This is a genomic window from Sphingomonas bacterium, from assembly GCF_903643065.1.
Taxonomy (GTDB): Bacteria; Pseudomonadota; Alphaproteobacteria; order Sphingomonadales; family Sphingomonadaceae; genus Sphingomonas.
In genome coordinates this window covers 1-19,872 of sequence record NZ_CAHJWX010000007.1, presented here as the reverse complement: position 1 = coordinate 19,872, position 19,872 = coordinate 1, and the positions used below count along the sequence as shown (strand labels likewise).

Sequence of the window (19,872 nt, the reverse complement as noted above, 5' to 3'; positions counted from 1 at the left end):
GCGCACCTCAAGGCCGACGACATCGACAGCAAGCGGATGCTGATCCGCATCGAGGAGGGCAAGGGACGCAAGGACCGCAATGCCATGCTCTCGCCGCAGCTGCTCGAGCTGCTGCGGCTGTGGTGGCGCGAGGGTAAGCGGCGCAGCGTCCTGCTGCCGCACGGTTGGCTGTTCCCTGGACGCAGTTATACCGACCCGGTCTCGACCCGGCAGCTGCACCGTGCCGTCCACGAAGCGGCCGAGGCAGCGGGCATCCGCAAGCGCGTGAGCCCGCACACGCTGCGGCACAGCTTCGCCACCCACCTGCTCGAGCAGGACGTCGACATCCGCGTCATCCAGGTGCTGCTGGGGCATAGCAAGCTGGACACCACGGCGCACTACACCAAAGTCGCCACCCGCACGATCCACGCCGTGACGGGGCCGCTCGACCGGTTGATGGCGCTGATGGAGGGGAAGACGCCCGCCGGGTGACGCTGCGTGCGTACCTCCATCGAGGTCGCCGACATCTTTCGCGCTGCCGGTCCCGCGTATCGCGCTGCCCGCGCCGGGCATCTCAGCCTCGACCAGCTCAAGGTCATGTCGGCGATAGAGACCTGCCGGACCTCCGTCATGGGTGGCCACACCGAGGCCTGCACCGACTGCGGGCACTGGCGGGTTGCCTACAACAGCTGCCGCAACCGGCACTGCCCGAGGTGCCAGGGCGCCGCCGCGCGCACCTGGCTCGCCGAGCGCGAGGCCGACCTGCTGCCGGTCGGCTACTTCCATGTCGTGTTCACGCTGCCCGCTGAGATCGCCGACATCGCGCTCCAGAACCAGGCGGCGGTTTACGGCCTGCTGTTCCAGGCGGCATCCGAGACGATGACCACCATCGCCGCCGACCCAAAGCACCTCGGCGCCCGCATCGGCATCACCGCGGTGCTGCACACCTGGGGGTCGGCGATGACCCACCACCCGCACATCCACATGATCGTGCCCGGCGGCGGCCTGTCGCCCGACGCCAGCCGATGGCTGTCGTCGCGTCCGGCGTTTCTGCTGCCGGTCAGGGTGCTGGGCAAGCTATTCCGCCGCTTGTTCCTGGCCCGGCTGACGGCGCTACATGACGCGGGGCGGCTCGCGTTCTACGGCAGCATGGCGCACCTTGCCGACCGGCGCGCGTTCCTGCGTTACCTGGCGCCGGTGAGGAAGAAGAACTGGGTCGTCTACGCCAAGCCACCGTTCGCCGGCCCCGAGACGGTGCTCGCCTATCTGTCGCGCTACACGCACCGGGTCGCGATCTCGAACAGCCGCCTCATCCGCTTCAACAAGGCCGGGGTGACGTTCCGTTACAAGGATTATCGCCGCGCTGGCGCCGACCGCCAGCAGAGTATGACACTCGCCGCCGACGAGTTCATCCGCCGCTTCCTGCTCCACGTCCTACCCAAGGGCTTCCACTGCATCCGTCATTACGGCCTGCTCGCCGGCGCCACCCGCAAGGGCCGTCTCGACCACGTCCGTCAGTTGCTTAGGGTCGTGCCACCCGCCGCCACCGATACGCCGGTCGACCCGCCGGATGTCCGGCCGTCGTGCCCGTGCTGCGGCGGACACATGGTCGTCATCGAGACCTTCGAACGCTCGAGCCGACCACGCGCCCCGCCGCACGGCATCCACCCGACCGGGACCATCACGTCATGACCCGGCATGGCTCGGCCGCATCCCGCCCCGCAGCGCCTGCGCTTCCGGCGATGATGCCGCTCGCGCTGACGACGCCACCACCCGTGTCGGCACCCATCCTATGCCCCGGTTCGGGGCAACGTCGATGCCGAACACCGCTCCGGGCGGCCATATACCCGCCCGCCGGTGCCTATCTCGACCGCCGTCGCGCGCGCCTCGCAACGGGACCAAACCCGAAAACCCCATAGGTCACCGCACGAGGCCCGCGGCTTCCTGCTTTGGAGGATATCGTACATCTGCCGATGCCCGATATCCTTCACACATGCGGCCATTTAGGGTGACCTTTCCGCTCACCAACTTCGGCCATCCATTCATCTTTGCAAAGCGGGCATGTCAGCTTTGGCTGATTTTGGCCAAACGGCGGCAACTGGGACAACGCGGTCGTTACAGGCCAACCTTTCGAACGGGGGGGCTGATAACAGTCGACATCCGCTCGCAATCCTCGTCGATTGCAGACCGTGTTGGTCGAATAGCGCGGATATCACTCTAGACGCCGACTAAGGCGCGCAACATCATGCATTCATGGGCAGGATACCGTTCGCGAACTCAGCGTCAGAGAGAGACGCGGCGACAGTTCTGGCGCCGCCAGCCTTGGTCAGCCCGAGAATGATGCGGCCTCTGCCCACCACTCCTGCGGATGCAATTGCGCGTAGCCAGCAGATGGGCCGCAGGATCGCGCGCTGGGACCGGAACGCGGCATTGTCCGCTCTCGCCGCGCTGCAGCTTGATCCGCGCCTGCACGTCCACTCGGCACGGCTTTACTGGGCGAGCCGGCTGGTCGCCGGCCTGGCGAGCGGCGGAATTCGACCGGGCCGTAGCGACTTCCAGCGCCTTCTCAACGCCGACTTCGGGAAATCGGACATCTCGCGGTTCGAGGACCCGTCGGAGGATCTGTTCCTGCAGACCGTCTCGACTCGGCGCGGCGACAGGCGGTTGATCTGCGGCACGTGGGCGCACCCAACGTTCTACACCGAAACCCTGCTGGAAGCGGCGGAGCGGATTGCCGACGAACGCGACTTGGAGATCCTTTCCTCCGCCCACGCCCTGCTGCTGCTTTCCGACCTAACCGCTGAGCGCGCCGGCCTTGGGTTTCGGGTCTCGGGAAGTGGTCGGCAGTGGGCCGACGTCCCCGTGCCGCCGGACAAGAGGCTGTCGGCCTTGGCCGCCCACCCGAACTGGTCGGCGAGCGCGCTCGCCTCGGCCAATCTCGAACCTGCGCTGCTCGAGCGCTTCATCATCGAGGATGACGATCTTCCACCGACGATTAATTCGGCGGCGGGCTGTGCCGCGCTCGACACGCGTCCGCTGCTGCGCACGCCTACCGGCATCCTGCTCGCTGTGCCGTCCGCGGTCAGCATGGCCGTGCGCGCGGCAATCGTCGACCACATGCTCGAGACCGATCGGGAGCAGGAGGTCGGCGACGCGCTCCTCGCGGTTCAGGCGGAGCGTCTTGCCGAGACTGGCTTCGCCACCCTGGAGGACGTGCCGACCCGATGGATCCTGGGAGAGGCCACGCGCTCGCTGGTCCGCGAGGAGGCGCCCGGACGATACGTCCACCTCGAGCTGATCGCCGGCCGACTCTCTGGTTGGCGTCAGGCCGGGTTCGGCGACATGGAGCCCGCAAATCTCGAGCGGCAGGCCAGGATAATATCATCCATGCGGTCCGCGAATGAGGCTTGCGAGAGCCGGCCCGGCTTCATGGCAGGTCTGACCGTCTACCTCATGGGAGGATGGGGGCCGGGCGAGATCATCGATTTCCGGCGTCCCGACGACCTCAGCGCCTGGCGCTTTGCGGGCATCGAGGTCGCGGACGCGATGGCGCTCGGAGGCTCGAACGACGGCACGCTCGCCGATTTCTGGAGGCTGGAGGTCCTCGAGGACATGGTGCAGTCAGAGGGGATCGAGCTTCGGAACCTGAGCGGTCCACTCAACCTGCACGAATGGTGGCGGCAGACGGACCACACGCTCGTGCCCCAGAGTAATCGCGACCTGGTCCCTCCGATCAACATCGGGATGCCGACCGACAGCCTTTTCGAGGCTCGCCAACGCGCCGCGGACGCGTTCGACCGGCGGAGCGTCCAACTGCCAGATGGCAGCTGGCGGACCGTGGGACGGCTCGACCGGATCGCCGACTTTGGCGTCCTCGAGCCAATCTACGCATCCTACCGGGAAATTCGGCAAGGCACCCTTCTCGGGGCGGTGCTCGTCGGACCATCCCCTATCTGGCTTCGCCTCGAGTCGCCAGATGCGCCCGGTCGCTTCAACGATGGCTACCAGAACTGGAAGGCGGCGTTGCACTGGACGTTGCTGATCGCCGGCCTGGTGGACCACGGCGTTGACGCATCGATCAAGCCCGTCATGATCGATCTGCGCCTTGAGCCTATGGATGACTTGGCCGTCACCCTCCCGACCGATCAAGAGCTCGATGACGCCGTTGCGGCCGCATCCGATCCGGGCGAGCGCACCGGCACCGTCAGCGCGTCCGCCCTTTGGCAGGCTGGAGCGAGGCGCGTGGACAACCGCGCCGAAATCGCACTCGCTGCCGGGCTGCTGGAAGCGATCCAGCAGGCCATCGGCAACGGGATCGACCGGGCGACGGCGGTCAGACGGTTGCAGTCCAAGGTCCCGTCGCCTGGCGTCCGCTGGCGGCACGCCTACTATCCGGAGCGCGTCGCGGACCAGCTCCGACTGCACCAGATCATAGGAATGAAGTTCAGTCCGGTCCCGCGATCGGCGGTGTCGATCGTCAAGCAGGGCCACGCCTTCGGACTAGGCTACGGCCCCGGAGAGGTCATCGAGGGGCGGGAGAAGTGCGCGGACCTGCTCAAGTCCCTGCATGCGCGCACGCTTGAGCGCCTCCTCGTCTCCGTCGCGCACTACGACCGCGTGGCGCTGGTCACCGCGTCGCTGTCTCTGGTTCAGGCGAGCATCGCCGACGAGCAGCACTGGGCCGTCACGGCGCGGGCGCTCCGCGCGATCCACGGCACCGACGCCGACAGCAAGGTCAGCCTCGAGCACCGTAACGCCACGAACGCGAACCTGCGCGCATGCGCGATGCTCGCCGAGGTGGCGGCGTCCAACGCACCGGCGGAAGGCGGAAGTTCGGTCGGCGCTATGGATCTCGACGAGTTGCGCGCAGTCGCGCTCCACCACTTCGGCTACTGCGAGCTCCTGCCGGCGCTGATGGGCGACAGGCTCACGCCGCGCCTCGTCATCAGCCCGACTGGCGATCTCCTCTATGATCACAGTTTCGGCGAGAACACGCTGGCGCCGAGCTCCACCATCATGCACGCGGAATCGCGCGAGCGGGACATCGAACGCTACGACGAGAGGATGGCCAACCCGCGCGAGGACCGAGGATCGCTCGAGCCCGAACTTGTCCAGGCGCTCGAGGCCGAATTCCACTGCTCCATGCGAACCTTCGGCGACCTGAGCGCGAGCACCTGCGAGCTCGCGATCGCCGATCGCCGCGACGTGGTGTCCCTCAGGAGATCGGAGCTGGTCCGGCGGCTCGTTGCGATGGGTTTTGGCGAGGGCGAGGCGATCGAGCCGATGATCGAGCGCCTGACGCTGCGATCGAGGGACGGATGGAGGGAGGTCCCGGCGGATGCGTTCCCGAACGACTACGATCTAGGTCGGTTCGACCGGCCGCAGTCGATCATCGGCCGTCCCCTGCTCGCGATCGACGCGGAGGAGGACCCGATGATTGCCGTGGCGCCGGCGGTGGTTGAGCGCGCCGCCGTCCACAACCTCTCCGGCGCCTACGACGGCAGCCTCCAGGATCGGTTCTGGTCGAGCAAAGCCATGCGCAGTCACGTCGGTCGTGCCTCCAACGCCGCCGGCAACGCGTTCAACGTCCGCGTCGCCGAGACGATCGCCGCGCTCGGGCTGGACGCCGCACCCGGCGTCGCTCCCTGGGCGGCGCTGAACAAAAAGGCGACACCCGAGATGAAGCTACTCGGCGACATCGACGTGCTCGCCTTCAGCCAGGACCGGCTGCACGTCTGGGTTATCGAAGCGAAGGACATCAGGCTCTGTCGGACCCTCGCGGAGACTGCGAGGCGGCTTTCGGAATACCGCGGGTTGCTCAGGCACGACAACAAACCCGACAACCTGATGCGCCATCTGAAGCGCGCAGCCCACATCCGGGAACACGCCGAGGCACTGGCGCGTCGCTACAAGCTGCCGGCCGTGCCTGTCGTCCACGGCCTCGTCATCGTCGACTCGCCGCAGCCGATGGCCTTCATCGAAACCCACCCATCTCCCGACGCGACCTTCGTCAGGCTGAAGGACGTCGGCTCAGTCGATTGGACCGCATCTCGCAAACAATGTCGGTGAATAAAGTCGTGAGCGAGCATGTGCGCCACGGAGTCGGAAGAGCCAGTTTTGGTCGCCTGCCGTCCCTGAGAAAGCGACGAATGAGGTGGCAAGTGCCGGCCTCAGGCCCTCGTCCGAAACCCTTTGCAGGTGCGGCAATGCCAGACGTCGGGCCGAGCATCGGCGTCGCGGGCAGCACCTCGATGTCGAACAGCTCGACCTGAGAGCGCTCTAGCGACTGGATGACGCACGGCTGCTTTTCGCTTAAGCGGAGCAGTCTATCGAGACCTATTATTGCGGCTGCCGAATGATCCCTGACATCGACTTTTCGCAGATTCGTGCCGAGCGCGGCGATCAAAGAGAAGGTTTCGAAGAGTTCTCCGCCCAGATATTCCATCGTCACAGCGTAGCTGCGGGTTCGCGATACGAGCGGTATCGCGGTGCCGGTGGCGATGGCGGCGTCGAGGCCATCTGGCGCCTTCCCAGCGGGAAAGTCATCGGACTTCAATCGAAATACTTCCTGCCCTTGAAGGCAGGGCATCTCGCGCAACTCGAAAAGTCGCTCGACACCGCGCTCGACAATCATCCCGATCTCGAAACTTATATCGTAACCCTGCCATTCGATCCGACACCAACGGTCAAGGCGCGTTCCGGCGACGGCCAGGCGGCGAAGCTCGAGACCTGGCGGAAGAGACTGATCGATCGTGCCGCCATGCGCGGCGCGACGATCACGATCGAGTGGTGGCATGAGAGCGAGTTGAAGTCGCGGCTCCTGGGAATGGACAATTCCGCTGGACGCATATTGTATTGGTTCGGCTCGCCAAACCTGACCATGGCGACGCTGGAGAGCGCCGCGGCCGTAGCCGAAGGCGTTGCCGGGCCTCGATATTCGCCCCGTCTTCGGGTCGGAAACGACGCCGGTAATACGATCAAGGCTTTTTGCCTCGATCCGGCTTGGTCAGCGGTCCGTCAGGGCTGGGGTGCGCGGTTGCGCGGGGCAGTTCGTGTCTGGAATGGCATGCCGCCCAAGGCGCATCCGGGGCCGTCCGCGCAGATATTGGCGGCCCTTAATGACGCGAACCTTCGCTTTGCCGCCGTCGAGGATCTTTCCTTCACGGAAGCCGACCGCGCAGCGCTACAGAGGCTCTCCAGTCAAACGCTTCCCATTGCACAGGCCCTCGAAGCCTCGGTCAAACGCACATTCGACAGCACGCACGGCGAGGAAAACGACAACATCCGCTGGCGGCAATTTCAGTCCGCCTATCAGGTTGCATTCCCCGCGGCGGATCTCGATCACGCCCGCGAGGCATGCACGCTCCTGCGCGACATCCTCGCATTTGCCGAGAGCCCGGCTGCGATCGCGGCCGGAGCGGGCACCCTGCTCATGCGGGGCCCAGCCGGTATCGGCAAGACCCACACCACGATCGATGTCACCAAGGAACGGGTTGCTGCCGGGCGCGGCGCGTTAACCGTACTTGGGCAAGAAATAACGCACGGCCAAAACCTGTGGAGCGTGGTGGCAAGCAAGCTGGGCATCGGCCCGATGGCAAGCAAGTCCGAGATTCTCGGCGTATTGGCCGCGTTCGCCGAAGTCACCGATGCGCCATTCCTGATCTGCGTCGATGCGATCAATGAGACCCCTGACCGCCAGCAATGGCGATCCTGGCTTCCCCAGCTCAAGACCGATGTCACAGGGCAGCCGATCAAGCTGCTCCTCACCTGCCGGGACATCTTCATCGAGGATGCGCTCGGGGCGGCAGCCGACGACCTGCCCAGCTTTACGCACGTGGGCTTTGCCGGCCGCGAATATGACGCCGCCTACGCCTTTGCAGCATTCTACAAGGTTGGCCCGCCCGCCGAAGTGGTCGCGCAACCGGAATTCGCCAATCCGCTGTTCCTGCACCTGGTTTGCCGGGCAGCGGTGAACATGAAGTGGGATCGCATTCCCGGCGGCCAGATCAGCCTTACCAAGCTGATCGCGGCGATCCTCGACGGCGCGAACGGGAAAGCAGCCGAACTGCTCGATTTCGACGTCCGCATCGAGAATCCGGTCCGCGCCGGCGCCTTAGCCCTTGCCAAGGCAATGGGACAGAAGGGCGTTCGCCTGTTGCCGCTAGTCGATGCCCAGACGACCTTGGCTGGCATTTGGCCATCACAGGGCGCATCGAGATCCTTGCTCAGGGCGATGGAAGAGGCCGACCTTGTTTCGGTCGGGTCCGATAGTGGCGCCTTATTTCTCCGTTTCGCCTTTGAGCGCCTAGGCGATGTGCTAATCGCGCAAGCGAGCATCGCCGATCAGGACAAGACGACCATCAGCGAACGGTTCTTTTCTGGAGACCTAGCGGCACTTGTGGCGACGGCGGCCGCGGTGTCCGAGAATGCCGGCCTGATCCAGGCCTATTCGATCCTCCTGCCCGAACTGCACGGCATCGAGATTGCCGATCTGCTCAGCGGAACAGCGACTCACCTGGAAGTGACGATGCTGGCACTGGGCGTTCTAGCCTGGCGGGATCTCGCCAGTTTTACCAGCACGGCTTGGATATTGCACCACGGCAGATTCGTCGATCTCATCGACGTTCTCGGCCTTGTTCTCGCAGTTGCGGCCGTGCCTGGGCATCCGGTGAATGCAGAGTGGCTGGATTCGCGGCTCCGAAGCTATCAGCAACTCGACCGGGACGCTCTTTGGACCGAGGCGCTAAAGCGGGCCTGGGAGCGAGGGGGCGCGGGTCACCAACTCGTCAGTATTGCGCGGGGGCAGGACCTCTCGCACCTGTCAGCGGAATCGGCCGTTCTTCTCGGCATTGCCCTGGCCTGGTTCACCGGCAGTGCCGACCTGCTCATTCGCGATGAGGCGTCCATGGCCCTGACACGCCTTTTGGTCGCTCAGCCAATAGCGGGCGAACTGCTGAACTCCTTCATCCTGTGCAACGATGATTTCATTCGCGAGCGCGTGCTGAATTCGGCATACGGCGCGGGTCTGCTGAAGCGGGATCCGGCCTATTGGCACGAAATCGCCGACATCGTCTTCGATAATTTCTTCGCTTCGGGCATGCCGCCCGAGAATGTGCTGCTCCGGGATCTGGCGCGGCTAATCGTCGAGGAAGGCGTCGCGGCAGGCTCCATGGCGAGCACACCGGCCCCAGCATCGGTGCAACCACCCTATCCAAGCGCGTGGCCGCTTCACTTCATATTTCCGGATTGGGCGGCGCTGGAAGCCGCGCATCCCGACCTGCCGACGAACCTGGAACTAGGGAAACAGTGGCAACCCGACTTCGCGCGCTACATTGTAGAACCGGCCGCCAGGGATTTCGACCTTGCCGCCGCAGGATTGACGCTCACGCGCCTGAACCAGTGGATCGTCGAGCAAATCCTGACGCTTGGCTATGATGGTCCGAGCAGGTTTGCGCTAGCCTATGACTGGAAGCTCATCGAAGAGCATGGGCAGGAGCGCGGCGTACCCAATCGCCATCGGCGCGTTAGCAAGAAGCATCAGTGGATTTTCCTGGCGCGGCTGCTGGGTCGCCTCCACGATCACGTCCCCCATGATCCGCCCTCATGGGGAATGTCTCGCAAGCCGACAGACTTGCAGGCCGTCGAGCTTCGCACGCTCGATCCGACCGACTTGTCTGACGACCTGGCCGCGCCGCTTCCAGGCGTAGGCGTATCGGATTTCTTCATCGCGCCGTCCACTCGGCCCGAGGCACGCGATGCGAAAGTTTGGGCTGGCGAACTATTCACCGACCGGGACATCGAACTGGTTGGCGAGAAATGGCTGTTGCTCGCCGGCTATCAGAGCTGGCGATATGAGGACAAGGCGAGCGGCCGCTACCTGCTCGCACCTCGGCGCGTGAAGGCTATGCTGGTTCCCGACAGCGAGATGAGTGCGCTGAAGAAGTCCTTCGCCTCGTCCATCCCCCGCTCAGACATTCCCGAACTGCGCGATCTTTATCAGGGCGAACTACTGCAAGGCGCCGCCATTCGAGCCCATTCCAGCCAATGGTCGCTCGACGCCGAGTTTGGCATCCCCGCATCAGTAATCGTCAGTCATTTCGACGATCCCGAGACACCAACGCATTCGCTTTGGGCACCGGCTCCGGACCTTGTAACCCATAATCTGGCAAGATGGGACGGCGCGCGTAGCTGGGTCGATGCATCTGGCGACGTGATCGCGGCACAGATCGGCTGCGGCGACGATGTCGCGCTGGTCTTCGACAAGACGAAATTGCTAGCTTACCTCACCGCGACGACGTCCCGGATCGTGTGGCTCGTGTTCGAGAACCGGCACGCTTCGATCGCATCGGACGTGATGGCTTCCAACGACCTGCATCAAGCCTGGTCCTGGAACGGCAAGAGGCTTACCAAGGTCGCTGAGGAACAAGAGGGCTACGCCGACGAAGACGAGGACATGGACATCGCCCCGGATGGCGACGGTTAGCTGCGGGCAGCTCTCAGCTAGCGAACGGCTGGTTTTGGCAAAACCCGCCGTTGAAGGGAGAAGAAGAAGAAGCGGAATACCGGTCCTGCTCGGTAGCGGCCGTCGTGAGCTTGATGAACGAGCGTCCGCTTACGCCACCTCAGCGCCCTAACCGGCCATTCCGCTATCCACCAAAGGTTGCCCGCAGAGTCCAGATTAGGTCGTTGTCGATAGGCCGGTGGGTCACTCTCAACGCTCGCCGCTTTTCACCCGGCACACTTCGCTCCGGTCTAGTGCGCGGAACGGAGGTAGCCCCCAAAACCGGATCAGCGACGTGGTGCATGCCGCCATCTCCACAAACGGAGATGCAAAGTGACCGAGCAGAAGATCAACGAGCCAACCGATGATGTGCCGAAGGGCAAGGCCGGCATCGGGCACAATAGCGGCTTCACGCCCCGAATCCAGATGGTGCCGCTGGCCAAAATCGAGATCTGGCTTCCCGCGCAGGAGCAGGCGGACGACGTTCTTCCCGACGTCATCGAGGAAGAGGTCGGCATCCTTGCCGAAGCGGGACAGCGCGCACCCGTTCCCGCGCGCCGTCGCAGCGACGGCCGTATCGAGGTGGTGGCGTCCGCGCACGTCGTGACCGCCGTCAGCCGTTACATCGAGCTCAACCCCGAACGGCGAGACGGCGTAGAGGTGCGGGTCTTCGAGCGGCTCGACGATGCCGCCGCCTATCGCCTGCTCGCGCAGCAGATCGAGCCCGCCTACGCGGCCAGCTCGCTCGCGCGCGGCCAATTCTACATGCGGGCGGTCGAGCAGTTCGGCAACGAGGCAGAGGCGGCGAAAGCCTGTCGCACCAGCAAGGCGTCGGTCAGCAAGAACCTCGACGTCGTGCGCGCGTGCGCCATCGTCGGCGACAAGGTGCTCATCCCGCGCGATATCGCCCAGCGTCCGGCATCGTGGCTGATGGGGGTAGTGGGTCGCGACCCCGACGGGTCCGACGCACCCGATCAGGCAGCGCGCTCAACCGTGCTGGCGGCGCTGGACCACTTGGACGTCGCGCCCGCCAGCAGGATCTTCGCTGCACTGCGCGCAGCGACCAAGACCAAGACGCCGCGCCGCGCCAGGTCCGTCCTGAGCCACGGTGGCCGTGAGATCGGCCGCGTTCGTCACAAGAAGGACGGCGCAATCAGGATCGACCTCGATGATCTCGGCGACACCGAACTCGAGATTGTTGTCGATCTAATCCGCGAAAAGCTCGCGTCTGCGCTTCAGGCGTCGTCTTTCTGACACTCACATCTGGGCGGTTTCGCATGCGAAACCGCCCTCTTTTCTTATCCGCAGCGGACGAAAGCGGCCCGACAGGGCCGCTTGAGTGTCCCGGTAGAGAGTAGAAGTTATGGGGCGCGCGATAATGTGTTCAGTTTTCGCGCGGGCGCGAACCGAACGACACGGCCCCATAACTCGCAAGAGAGAAATGGCATGACTCTCAAGAGCCGATGGCAGGTGAACGGCCGCAAAGCGATCGCGCGTGATCTGGCGGCGGCGCTTGCCTTGGCCCGCCAGCACCGCGCCAAGGCTGCCAAGACGCAGCGGGAGACTGCCAGCCGCGATGCGGATGCGCGCGCCGTCGCGCGTGCGATCAGGCGGGCTCAGCGTGATCTTATGCGCGGCTCGCATTCCATCAGCTGCCGACCGGCCAAGGTAAGCGGACAGCGGAAAGGGTCGGCTCGCCTTCGTCGTTTCGAGACGATGACTGGGCTTGTCAATTCGCTCGGCAACCGGGCCGGAGGCGGGCGCTCCTCGTCGTTCCACCTCAAATTTACCGGCCGAGGGCTGGGCAACCATCGTCGAGCCAAGGACAGCCCCTACAAGCGCGGTGAGGCGGTGAGAGCCGTTCAATATATTCTGCGAGAGCTCGCGCGCGAGATCGAGGGCGGCACCATCATCAGCAACATATCGGCCGACCCGGACGCGATCGCAGGCTTATTCGCAGCGCTGGAAGAGCTGGAAGTCGTCGCCGGACGTGCCAATGCCAACGTCTATACGACGCTGGTCGTCTCGCTTCCGCACGAGCTGGACTCCCTTGGCCGGGAGAGGCTGCTCACCAGGATCTGCGAACCGCTGGCGCAAAGAGGACTTCCTTATGTCGGCGTTCCGCATCGGCCGGATCCGGAGGGGGATCCTCGAAACTTCCACGGCCATGTCGTCCTGAGCTGGAGACCGTTCGAGACCCGCGCCGACGGAGAGTACGGGATCAGCAGCTCGACACGTGCGGAGTTGAACGATGCCGAATTCATCACGGAGTTCCGGGCGCACGTCGCAACAGTCATGAACGAAGCGATGATCGCCGCCGGACAGGCCCGCCGCTTTACGCCGCTCAGCCGAGCCGCACGCGGCGAGCCGCCTGTGCGGCGGGATCAAGGCAAAAGCACTGCCGGCCGAAAGCATCATGAGCGCCGGCGCGATAACATCGACAGGGGATCAGCTGAACTCGCCTGGGCCGACGAAGCGAAGGTCGTGCGGGCAGCTCTAGCTGAGACGGCAGGGAACATCCTTGTCCGTGACCTGAACGATCGCCAACAGCGGATTGAGCGGCTGCTGCAGGCCGAAAGCCTGCTGGCGCCACGCAAGGCAGCGTCTGCAGGTCAGATGGACCAGGGCACGACTGATGGCGTGGCCCTGCATCCTGTGCGGCAAGCTGTCCCCGACCCGACCGCCGGCACCGCCGAAGCTCAGCGATCGGATCTTGCTGCCAAAGAGTCTCCAGCGTTGGCAATCCCGACATCGCCGGTTTCGCACGCGAAACCTGAAGTCAGCTCAGGCCAGCCAGCCATGGTGGTTTCCGAGAAGCCCGCAGTTGGTTCACCACTCCGAGCTTTCGCGGAAGTCGCTCCCCTCTCACCCGCTTCGCCATCTCGTCGCTCGCTCGCTCCGTCGGACGGAGCTAATGGGGTCGAACCGACCACCGGAACATCTCCCGTGTCGGAGCCTACCGCAAGCGTCAAAGGCTCGACGAAGACGATCCTTCCGGTGACCCCAAGCGAAGTAGAGCAGACCGAAGGGCCTGCTTCATCGGTCCCGATCCGAACGCTCGACGCTATAGGCAGGTCGTTTGCGAATGCGGTCGAAGAAACGGCAACGGACGAAGAGCAAGTCACACAGTCGAAGCAGTTGCCGGCCTCTCCCGAGTTCACGGGTCCGATCGGCGGCGAGCTTCCCGCTGACGGCAAGCGGAAGGTGCGAAAGCCGGTTCGCGCCATTGATGGTGACGTCCGAGACTCTGAGGAGGGCAACAGCAGTCCTGTCATACAGCAGCCGGGTCCGGGCACGCAGCGTCAGCGCTCCAGCGGATCTCCAGAGAGAAGTTCTTCAACGAATATGTCCCACCTGTCGGACCAACGTTCCGCGATCAAGCGGAACGAAACGTCGCCGATTGTCCACAAAACATCGCAATCGCCAGCGATCACCACAGAGCCGGCAGACCTCACATTTATGCTCAAGGAAATCGTCAAGTTCTACCGCACAAGCCCCGATTACATGGTCACCAGCCTGAAGAAGCGTGACGAGTTCGACGCATTGCTGCAGAAGCCGCTTAACCTAATCGCGAATCGCCGCATTGCACTGCGCTCTCAAGCCGGTGATCTCGAGATATGGGTAGATTCACGATGGCCTAAACAAGCTGACAAGGCAGTAGAGCTCGTTAGGCGATTGGCTGATCATCCCCTTGGCTATCAGGTGCTGATGTCCGCGGCGAATAATCTCAAGAATGCTCAATCGGAATTAATTGCGATGCCCTGGTTTAAAACTACCAATCAGGCTGCAAAAGCTCCCAAGAGGCAAATTGAGCGCTGATTAAGCGTTCGTCTTCGATAATCGCACAAGCATCAATACCGTGATCCGGCATCAGGTCGAGAGCGGTCGCCGGCAACATGGACGCGAAACTAGTCATCCTTTCGCCGCAATTTGGTTGCCTGCGCTGGTTCATCAGGACCTATCCTCCAGATCGGTTAAGCAGCGTGGCTATTTCGACCTCGGTCGGGGGTCCCGGCGCGCGTAACTCCAGCGTGTCCAACGCGTGCTGGAGCCGTGCTGCGGCCAGTGACTCGTCGGCGCGATCCAGAAGGGCAAGCGCCATCCTCATCAGGCTGATGGCAACCTGCCGCGCATGATCGGGGTCGCTGGAGGCCGACGAGTTCTGGGTCATTCCACGGGCTGCCAGCCGTCGCTGGTCTTCATCAGCGTGACAGTCGCCTCCTTCGGCTCCGTCATTGGCGCGCGCATGTTTGGTGGCACCATCGCCGGGATGTCAGCAGCACTGTAGCGGTAGGTTACCTGGGTGATGGTCCGCCCGAACATGTCGGCCGGTTCCGTCCAGCGCACGATCTTGTCCACTTGACCCCGGCCCAGGCACACGCCCGAATAGAGCTGGGGACGATGGTTGGCGTTCTCCTGCTCCACTGCCCGGAACACAGCCTTGCCGGCGTCGGTGGGCGCGTAGACGACCAGCGCCGTGGGCGCGAGCGCCTCCGAATAGTGCTGGCGCCGCGCAGGTGCGGTGGTCGTGGTGCGGGTCAGCATACCGTCGTGCGCCGCACCCTCCAGCATCGCGCGGACGTCGGCATCGCGGTCACCACCGCCCGAACGCGGCAACGGCGCGGCGCGCAGCATCAGCGGCAGAAGCGGTTCGTCGGCAGCGGTTTGCGGCGATGTGGTCATCCAGTCCGCAGCGATGGTGTGGCAGAACCGGTCGGCAACCAGCGGTTCCAGCGCCCGGGTGAAGTTCTGTTCGTTGGCGGCGTTGCGGTCCAAACAGCCGGCGAGCAGGGGCAGGCTGGCGGCGAGAGCAGCCGCGAAGCCGTGATACTTCATGGCGGCCTCCGTCAGAACGCGGTGTCAATGGTGCGGACCAGCCAGCGTCCGTCCTGCTGTTGCAGGATGAACAGCTGGTTCCTGGCCTCGCCCGAGTCCGCCGCGATGTAGTAGGCCCGGAACTGAAGGGCGTTGTTGGCGGGTTTGCTCCAGTCGGCGAGGCGATAAACGTCAAGGCACCGGCTCTTGTCGTGGTAGCGCAGGCCGTGCATCGGCACGACGCCGTCCTCAAAATACCCACCATAGTCCCGTGGCGTCAGCGCATCGCGGTTCGTTGCATTCCAGGCCGCCGGAAGCGTTGCGCACGAGCCGGTCGCCAGCAGCTTGCGGATCAGCGGCCAGGCACTGGTCCGAGCCGCGACTATGGCGGCATCCTGCACTGGCGCGGTCAGCATTTGGTCGATGGCGGCGCCCTGCTCGGGCGAGATGGCCGCGAGGGCTGCCGGCGGGATGGTGGTCGAGCTGCCCTGTGCGGCGGTGCCCCGAGGCTTGCCGATCCGCTGGATGACCTTGTCCAAGAGCGTCTGCGCAGAGGCAGGTGTTGCGGTAGCGGCGAGGCCGAGCGCGAGGGCGGCAGTGACGGTGTGACGCATGGGTGTTGTCTCCTTGGTGGTCAGCGGATGGTGAGGCTGAGATAGCCGGCGGTGTCGGTGGCACCGGCCGCGTGGCCGGCGTCGAAGGCCCGGGCGACGCCGACCCGAAGCGAAGCTGCGGCCGAGAGCGCTCCCGACCAGCCCGCCTCCAGGTCCAGCTCGCGCGCGGACGCGGCAAGATCGAGGTCGCGCCGCCCGGTCGCGAGCGCGCCGGTGACCAGGTCGAACGCGAGCGGGACCTCAAGCGAGGCGCGGGCGTGTTGGACCCGCAGCGGCGAGGACAGGCCGAGGTCGAGGAGTCCGCCCAACGTCGGGCGGCTCGCCTCGACCCCGAACGCGGTGCTGGTGACCGGGCCTGTGAAGCGAAGGCGCCCGCCGCCCTGCACGTCGGTTACCGCCAGCGTCGCGCGAGCGCCGAGCCGCCAGCTGCCAAGCTCATGAGCGGCAGCAAGCGTCGCCACCCGGGTGCGGGCATCCTGCGGGTCCGCGCTACCGCCGGCGGTCATGCCCAGCACCTGACCGCGTTCGAGCAGCTCCGTCAGTTCCAGCCCGACCCCGAGCGGTGTGAGCATGCCGATCGTGGTGATGCCGACCGCACCGTCGCGTGAGCGGCCAGACGAGTAAGAAGCGGACCAGCCCGACCCGGTCCACGCTGCCGAACTGCCGACAGGAGTGCCGACCACGCCGCGCAGCGGCGAACCGGCGAGGCCTCGCGCACCTGCAACCGCGACGTTGGCGGCGAGCGTGACGTTCTGCCCGGCGGCGGGCGAGAAGGACAGCGCAGCCGGCTGCCGGTCACCGATGTGCTGCCAAGGTCCGACTGGCGCAGACGGAGCCAAGTTGGCGTGAACGACTCCGGACGCGTAACCCGAACCGGTCGAGGCCCGGCTCCATGGCGGCACCATGGCGGGCAACATGCCGCCCGCGAGCAGGCCCGAGCCGCGAACCTGAACTGCGGACGCGCCCGCCATGCGGTAGTCACGCCCATAGCGGTCGACCACCGTCATCGACGACAGCCCGCCCGCCAGCGCGTTCGCCGTGGCAGCGCCGCCGAACGGCGCCGATACGGTGATCGACGAGTAGCTCGCCAGCACCTGTCCGGCGGCCGCGAACCCGGACGCGGGCGCCTGCGCCTGCAGCGCGCGCTCCAGGTTGAGCAGCCCGGCGCCATATTGCTGGTCGGCGCCGGGGGTGCCCAGATCGGTCGCGGTATCGAGCAGGATGCGGGCAATCGCGCGTCCGCCCAGGTGCGGCCAGTATTGCTTCAGCAGCGCGGCTGCACCGGCGATCGCGGGAGCGGCGAAGCTGTTGCCGGTGACGGTGACCGGTTGGCCGTCCTTGCCCACTGCCTGCACCTGCACGGCCATCACTGCCAGCGTGCGGTCGGCAAGGTCGCCAGGCAGGCCGTTGCCTGATGGTGCTGTGAGATCGGGGTTGACCCGGATGCCGAACAGGAAGGAGGTTCGGTTCTCGCCGCTGGCGCCGACCAGGTCGCGGGTGATGGTGCCGGCAGCTGAGCTCTGATCGCCAACGTCGTTCGAGACCGACTCTACCAGCAGCCTATCTTCACGGCTGACTTGGTCCATGGCCGTGCGCAGTTCCACGGCAGTCTGGTTGCTGGCCGAGCCGTTGACGCTGAGCGAGAGCACGAAAGCGCCGCGGTCGACCGCATAGGCGATGGCGGACGCGACCTGCCGCGGGTCGGCCTGATCGCTCTCCCCGATCGGTGACGTTGCGGTGACCCCGGTCAGGTCGGGAGCGGACACCTTGAGCGCGAGCAGCGTCGCGTCGGGTGCCACACCGTGCATGCCGGTCCCGTCGCGCGCGGCAACGGCGATCGACGCGGTCTCGGTGCCGTGGCCGATCACGTCGTCGAGCGCGAACCGCACCGTCTCCGGCGCGCAGGTGGCGCAACGCGCGATCAAGCTGTCGAAGCTGCGGCTGTCGGGCGAGAGGCGGCCGGCGAACTCGGTGCTGGTGGTGTTCACGCCGGTGTCGATGACGGCCACGGTGACGCCGCGGCCGGTCAGGCCCTTGGCATAGGCTGCCTCGGCCTTGATGCTGGTCGCCGCCCTGCTGGCCTGATCCTCGGCGCTGGCCGTGGGCGTGGGGGTTGGAGCGGGCGTCGGTGTTGATGTCGGTGCGGGCGTCAGCGTCGGCGTCGGCGTGCCGGAGGTCGGTGGTGCGGCCGTGCCGGACGAGTTCACGCCACCGCCGCCGCCACACGCAGCAAGCAGCAGCGACGCGGTCAGCACCGGCGTCGCCTGCAACAGCGACCGTTGCCGGTCGCGGACTACCCTGTCGAACATACCCCCGCACGCCCCCTGTCGGGCGGCGCGTCGGGCTCCAGCCGGCGGCACCGCCATCGTGTTCACGAGGCGGTGCCGGCCCAAAAGCCGGAAGTTGAGAACTCGCTGTTGACGAGCGCGAACGCCTTTAGACCCGGAGGTCCTGGACATACGCGTCCGCCTCCCGGCCGAAACTCGTTCGGGCCGGGCCTTCGGCTACAACAGCAAGGTTCTCACGCCTCGGTCCGCCTGCTGGCGAACGGACCGAGTCTAGCTGGGGTCGGTTAACAAGCAAGACCCGACCTGCGCGGTATCGCGCCCGCCGTCATCGACGGCGCAGAAGGAGGGGGAACGCCGTTCGGCTGAGCCGGAAGGTGAAACGACCCTGGTGGAGCCCGCGAGCAGCCCGCGGCCCACCCGAGCACAAGAAGACCCACATGGAAGACAAGACCCGCGAGGCGGCCGCGATCACGGTCGCGCTGATGCTGGCGCGCATGGCCGGCCTGCGCTTCGAGCGCGACCCAAACGCACCCGTCATACCGCTCCGCCACTATCTGCACGCGCAAGCAGCAAGCCTGCTGCTGGTGCCCGCCGTGGCGACACCCTGCCGCGATCTACTGAACGAGGCGGTACAGGCGCACGATGCCGACGCGCTGGTGATCCGAGCCGCCGGCCGCGACGCCGCCGACCTGTCGTTCGGGGTGGTGCTGCGCGGGCAGCGGCTGTTCCGCGCGGCACCGCTGCGGCTGTGGCTGGGCGCGGGCGCTCCCGCGCATCTCGTTCCCGACGACCCGGCGGATACCAGCTTCGCGCTGCTGCGCGTCGGCCTCCGCGGGTGCGAGGTGCCGCCCTGGGATGACGAGCGCGACCGCGCGGCCGGGCTGGCGCTCGGTCTGGCCGAGCTCACCCGCGTCTTGGAGGGCCGCTGACATGGCCTCGCTCCCCATCTGGATTGCGCCGGGCGAAGCGGCAGACCGCGTCTACGACGTGCGCGCCGAGGACGCGTCCGGGCTCGGCTTCGCGCTGCTCAGGCCGCGCCGCAGCGGCCACGACAACAGCGTGGCGCAGCTCGCGTTCGCCAAGCTCAACCCCGTCGAGCCCGACGACACCAGTCCGCGCACCCGCTGCGGCTGGCCGACCACCGCGCGCGACCACCGGCTGGTGCTGGCACCCGGGGTTGCCGACCCGGTCTCCATCGAGCGGCTGTTGGGCGACTATGACGCGGCCACGGTCGAGCACCAGCGGTTGCTGGCAGGCGTGCTGACGGTGCCGTTCGACCGCGACCGCCCGCTGCACGACCAGTTCGACCAGCTGGTCGCGTTCGCAATGGTGCACGTCGCAATGGATCGGCACCTGACCAGCCTCGCGGTCTGCCATGCGCCTGGCGATCAGCTCGCCGACGAGGCGCCGCACGGCCACCTGCTGGTGCTCGCCCGCAGCCACCGTGCGTGCGGTTGGGGACCGCTCCACCCCGAGCTAAGCGAGGGCGAGCACGCCGCCTGGGCCGACGAGTGGATCAAGTTCGGCGAGGGCTGGCGCCGGCTCGGCAGCAGGTAGCAAGGAGTGACGACCGGCTCCGGCCGGTCGGGATGGCGGGAAGAGCTCCGCGGCATCGTGCCGAGGAGAAAACAGATGACCCGTTCCAGGCTGCCCTGGGTGTTCCGCATCACCGCGG

General features: G+C 65.9%; 11 protein-coding genes. 8 read left to right on the top strand and 3 right to left on the bottom strand.

What is annotated here, in order from left to right:
• The 6 genes from HUU95_RS00695 to HUU95_RS00670 form a co-directional block, all read left to right on the top strand.
• A partial coding sequence (locus HUU95_RS00695; RefSeq protein WP_174278322.1) for a tyrosine-type recombinase/integrase occupies positions 1–471 on the top strand: 471 nt, incomplete at its 5' end.
• A gap of 6 nt (positions 472–477) precedes the next feature.
• On the top strand, positions 478–1,671 hold the full coding sequence (locus HUU95_RS00690; protein ID WP_174278321.1) for an IS91 family transposase: 1,194 nt from the start codon (positions 478–480) through the stop codon (positions 1,669–1,671).
• Between the two features lie 699 nt (positions 1,672–2,370).
• Positions 2,371–6,048, top strand: a complete 3,678-nt coding sequence (locus tag HUU95_RS00685; RefSeq protein WP_174278320.1) for a hypothetical protein — start codon at positions 2,371–2,373, stop codon at positions 6,046–6,048.
• Positions 6,049–6,334: 286 nt separating this feature from the next.
• Complete coding sequence (locus tag HUU95_RS00680; protein ID WP_174278319.1) at positions 6,335–10,462, top strand: hypothetical protein; 4,128 nt, start codon at positions 6,335–6,337, stop codon at positions 10,460–10,462.
• Between the two features lie 351 nt (positions 10,463–10,813).
• Entirely contained in the window at positions 10,814–11,734 is a 921-nt protein-coding gene (locus HUU95_RS00675; protein WP_174278318.1) for a hypothetical protein, read from the top strand.
• Positions 11,735–11,926: 192 nt separating this feature from the next.
• Positions 11,927–14,299 (top strand): hypothetical protein, encoded by a 2,373-nt coding sequence (locus tag HUU95_RS00670; RefSeq protein ID WP_174278317.1) that lies wholly within the window; start codon positions 11,927–11,929, stop codon positions 14,297–14,299.
• A 348-nt stretch (positions 14,300–14,647) separates the two neighbouring features.
• On the opposite strand, the gene HUU95_RS00665 is transcribed toward HUU95_RS00670, so the two are convergent.
• The 3 genes from HUU95_RS00665 to HUU95_RS00655 are packed head-to-tail and all read right to left on the bottom strand — an operon-like array spanning position 14,648 to position 18,218.
• A complete protein-coding gene (locus HUU95_RS00665) occupies positions 14,648–15,316 on the bottom strand; it encodes a hypothetical protein (protein ID WP_174278316.1) in 669 nt (222 codons plus the stop codon).
• Between the two features lie 11 nt (positions 15,317–15,327).
• Positions 15,328–15,909 (bottom strand): hypothetical protein, encoded by a 582-nt coding sequence (locus tag HUU95_RS00660; RefSeq protein WP_174278315.1) that lies wholly within the window; start codon positions 15,907–15,909, stop codon positions 15,328–15,330.
• 20 nt (positions 15,910–15,929) lie between these two features.
• Positions 15,930–18,218: a S8 family serine peptidase gene (locus tag HUU95_RS00655; protein ID WP_174278314.1), complete on the bottom strand. Its 2,289-nt coding sequence runs from the start codon at positions 18,216–18,218 to the stop codon at positions 15,930–15,932.
• A gap of 416 nt (positions 18,219–18,634) precedes the next feature.
• Here HUU95_RS00655 and HUU95_RS00650 point away from each other — a divergent pair, with 416 nt between their 5' ends.
• Both HUU95_RS00650 and HUU95_RS00645 read left to right on the top strand, forming a co-directional pair.
• Complete coding sequence (locus HUU95_RS00650) at positions 18,635–19,126, top strand: hypothetical protein (protein WP_174278313.1); 492 nt, start codon at positions 18,635–18,637, stop codon at positions 19,124–19,126.
• A gap of 1 nt (position 19,127) precedes the next feature.
• Positions 19,128–19,754 carry a hypothetical protein gene (locus HUU95_RS00645; protein ID WP_174278312.1) on the top strand — a complete coding sequence of 209 codons (627 nt, stop codon included), beginning with the start codon at positions 19,128–19,130 and terminating at the stop codon, positions 19,752–19,754.
• The last annotated feature ends 118 nt before the right edge of the window (positions 19,755–19,872 follow it).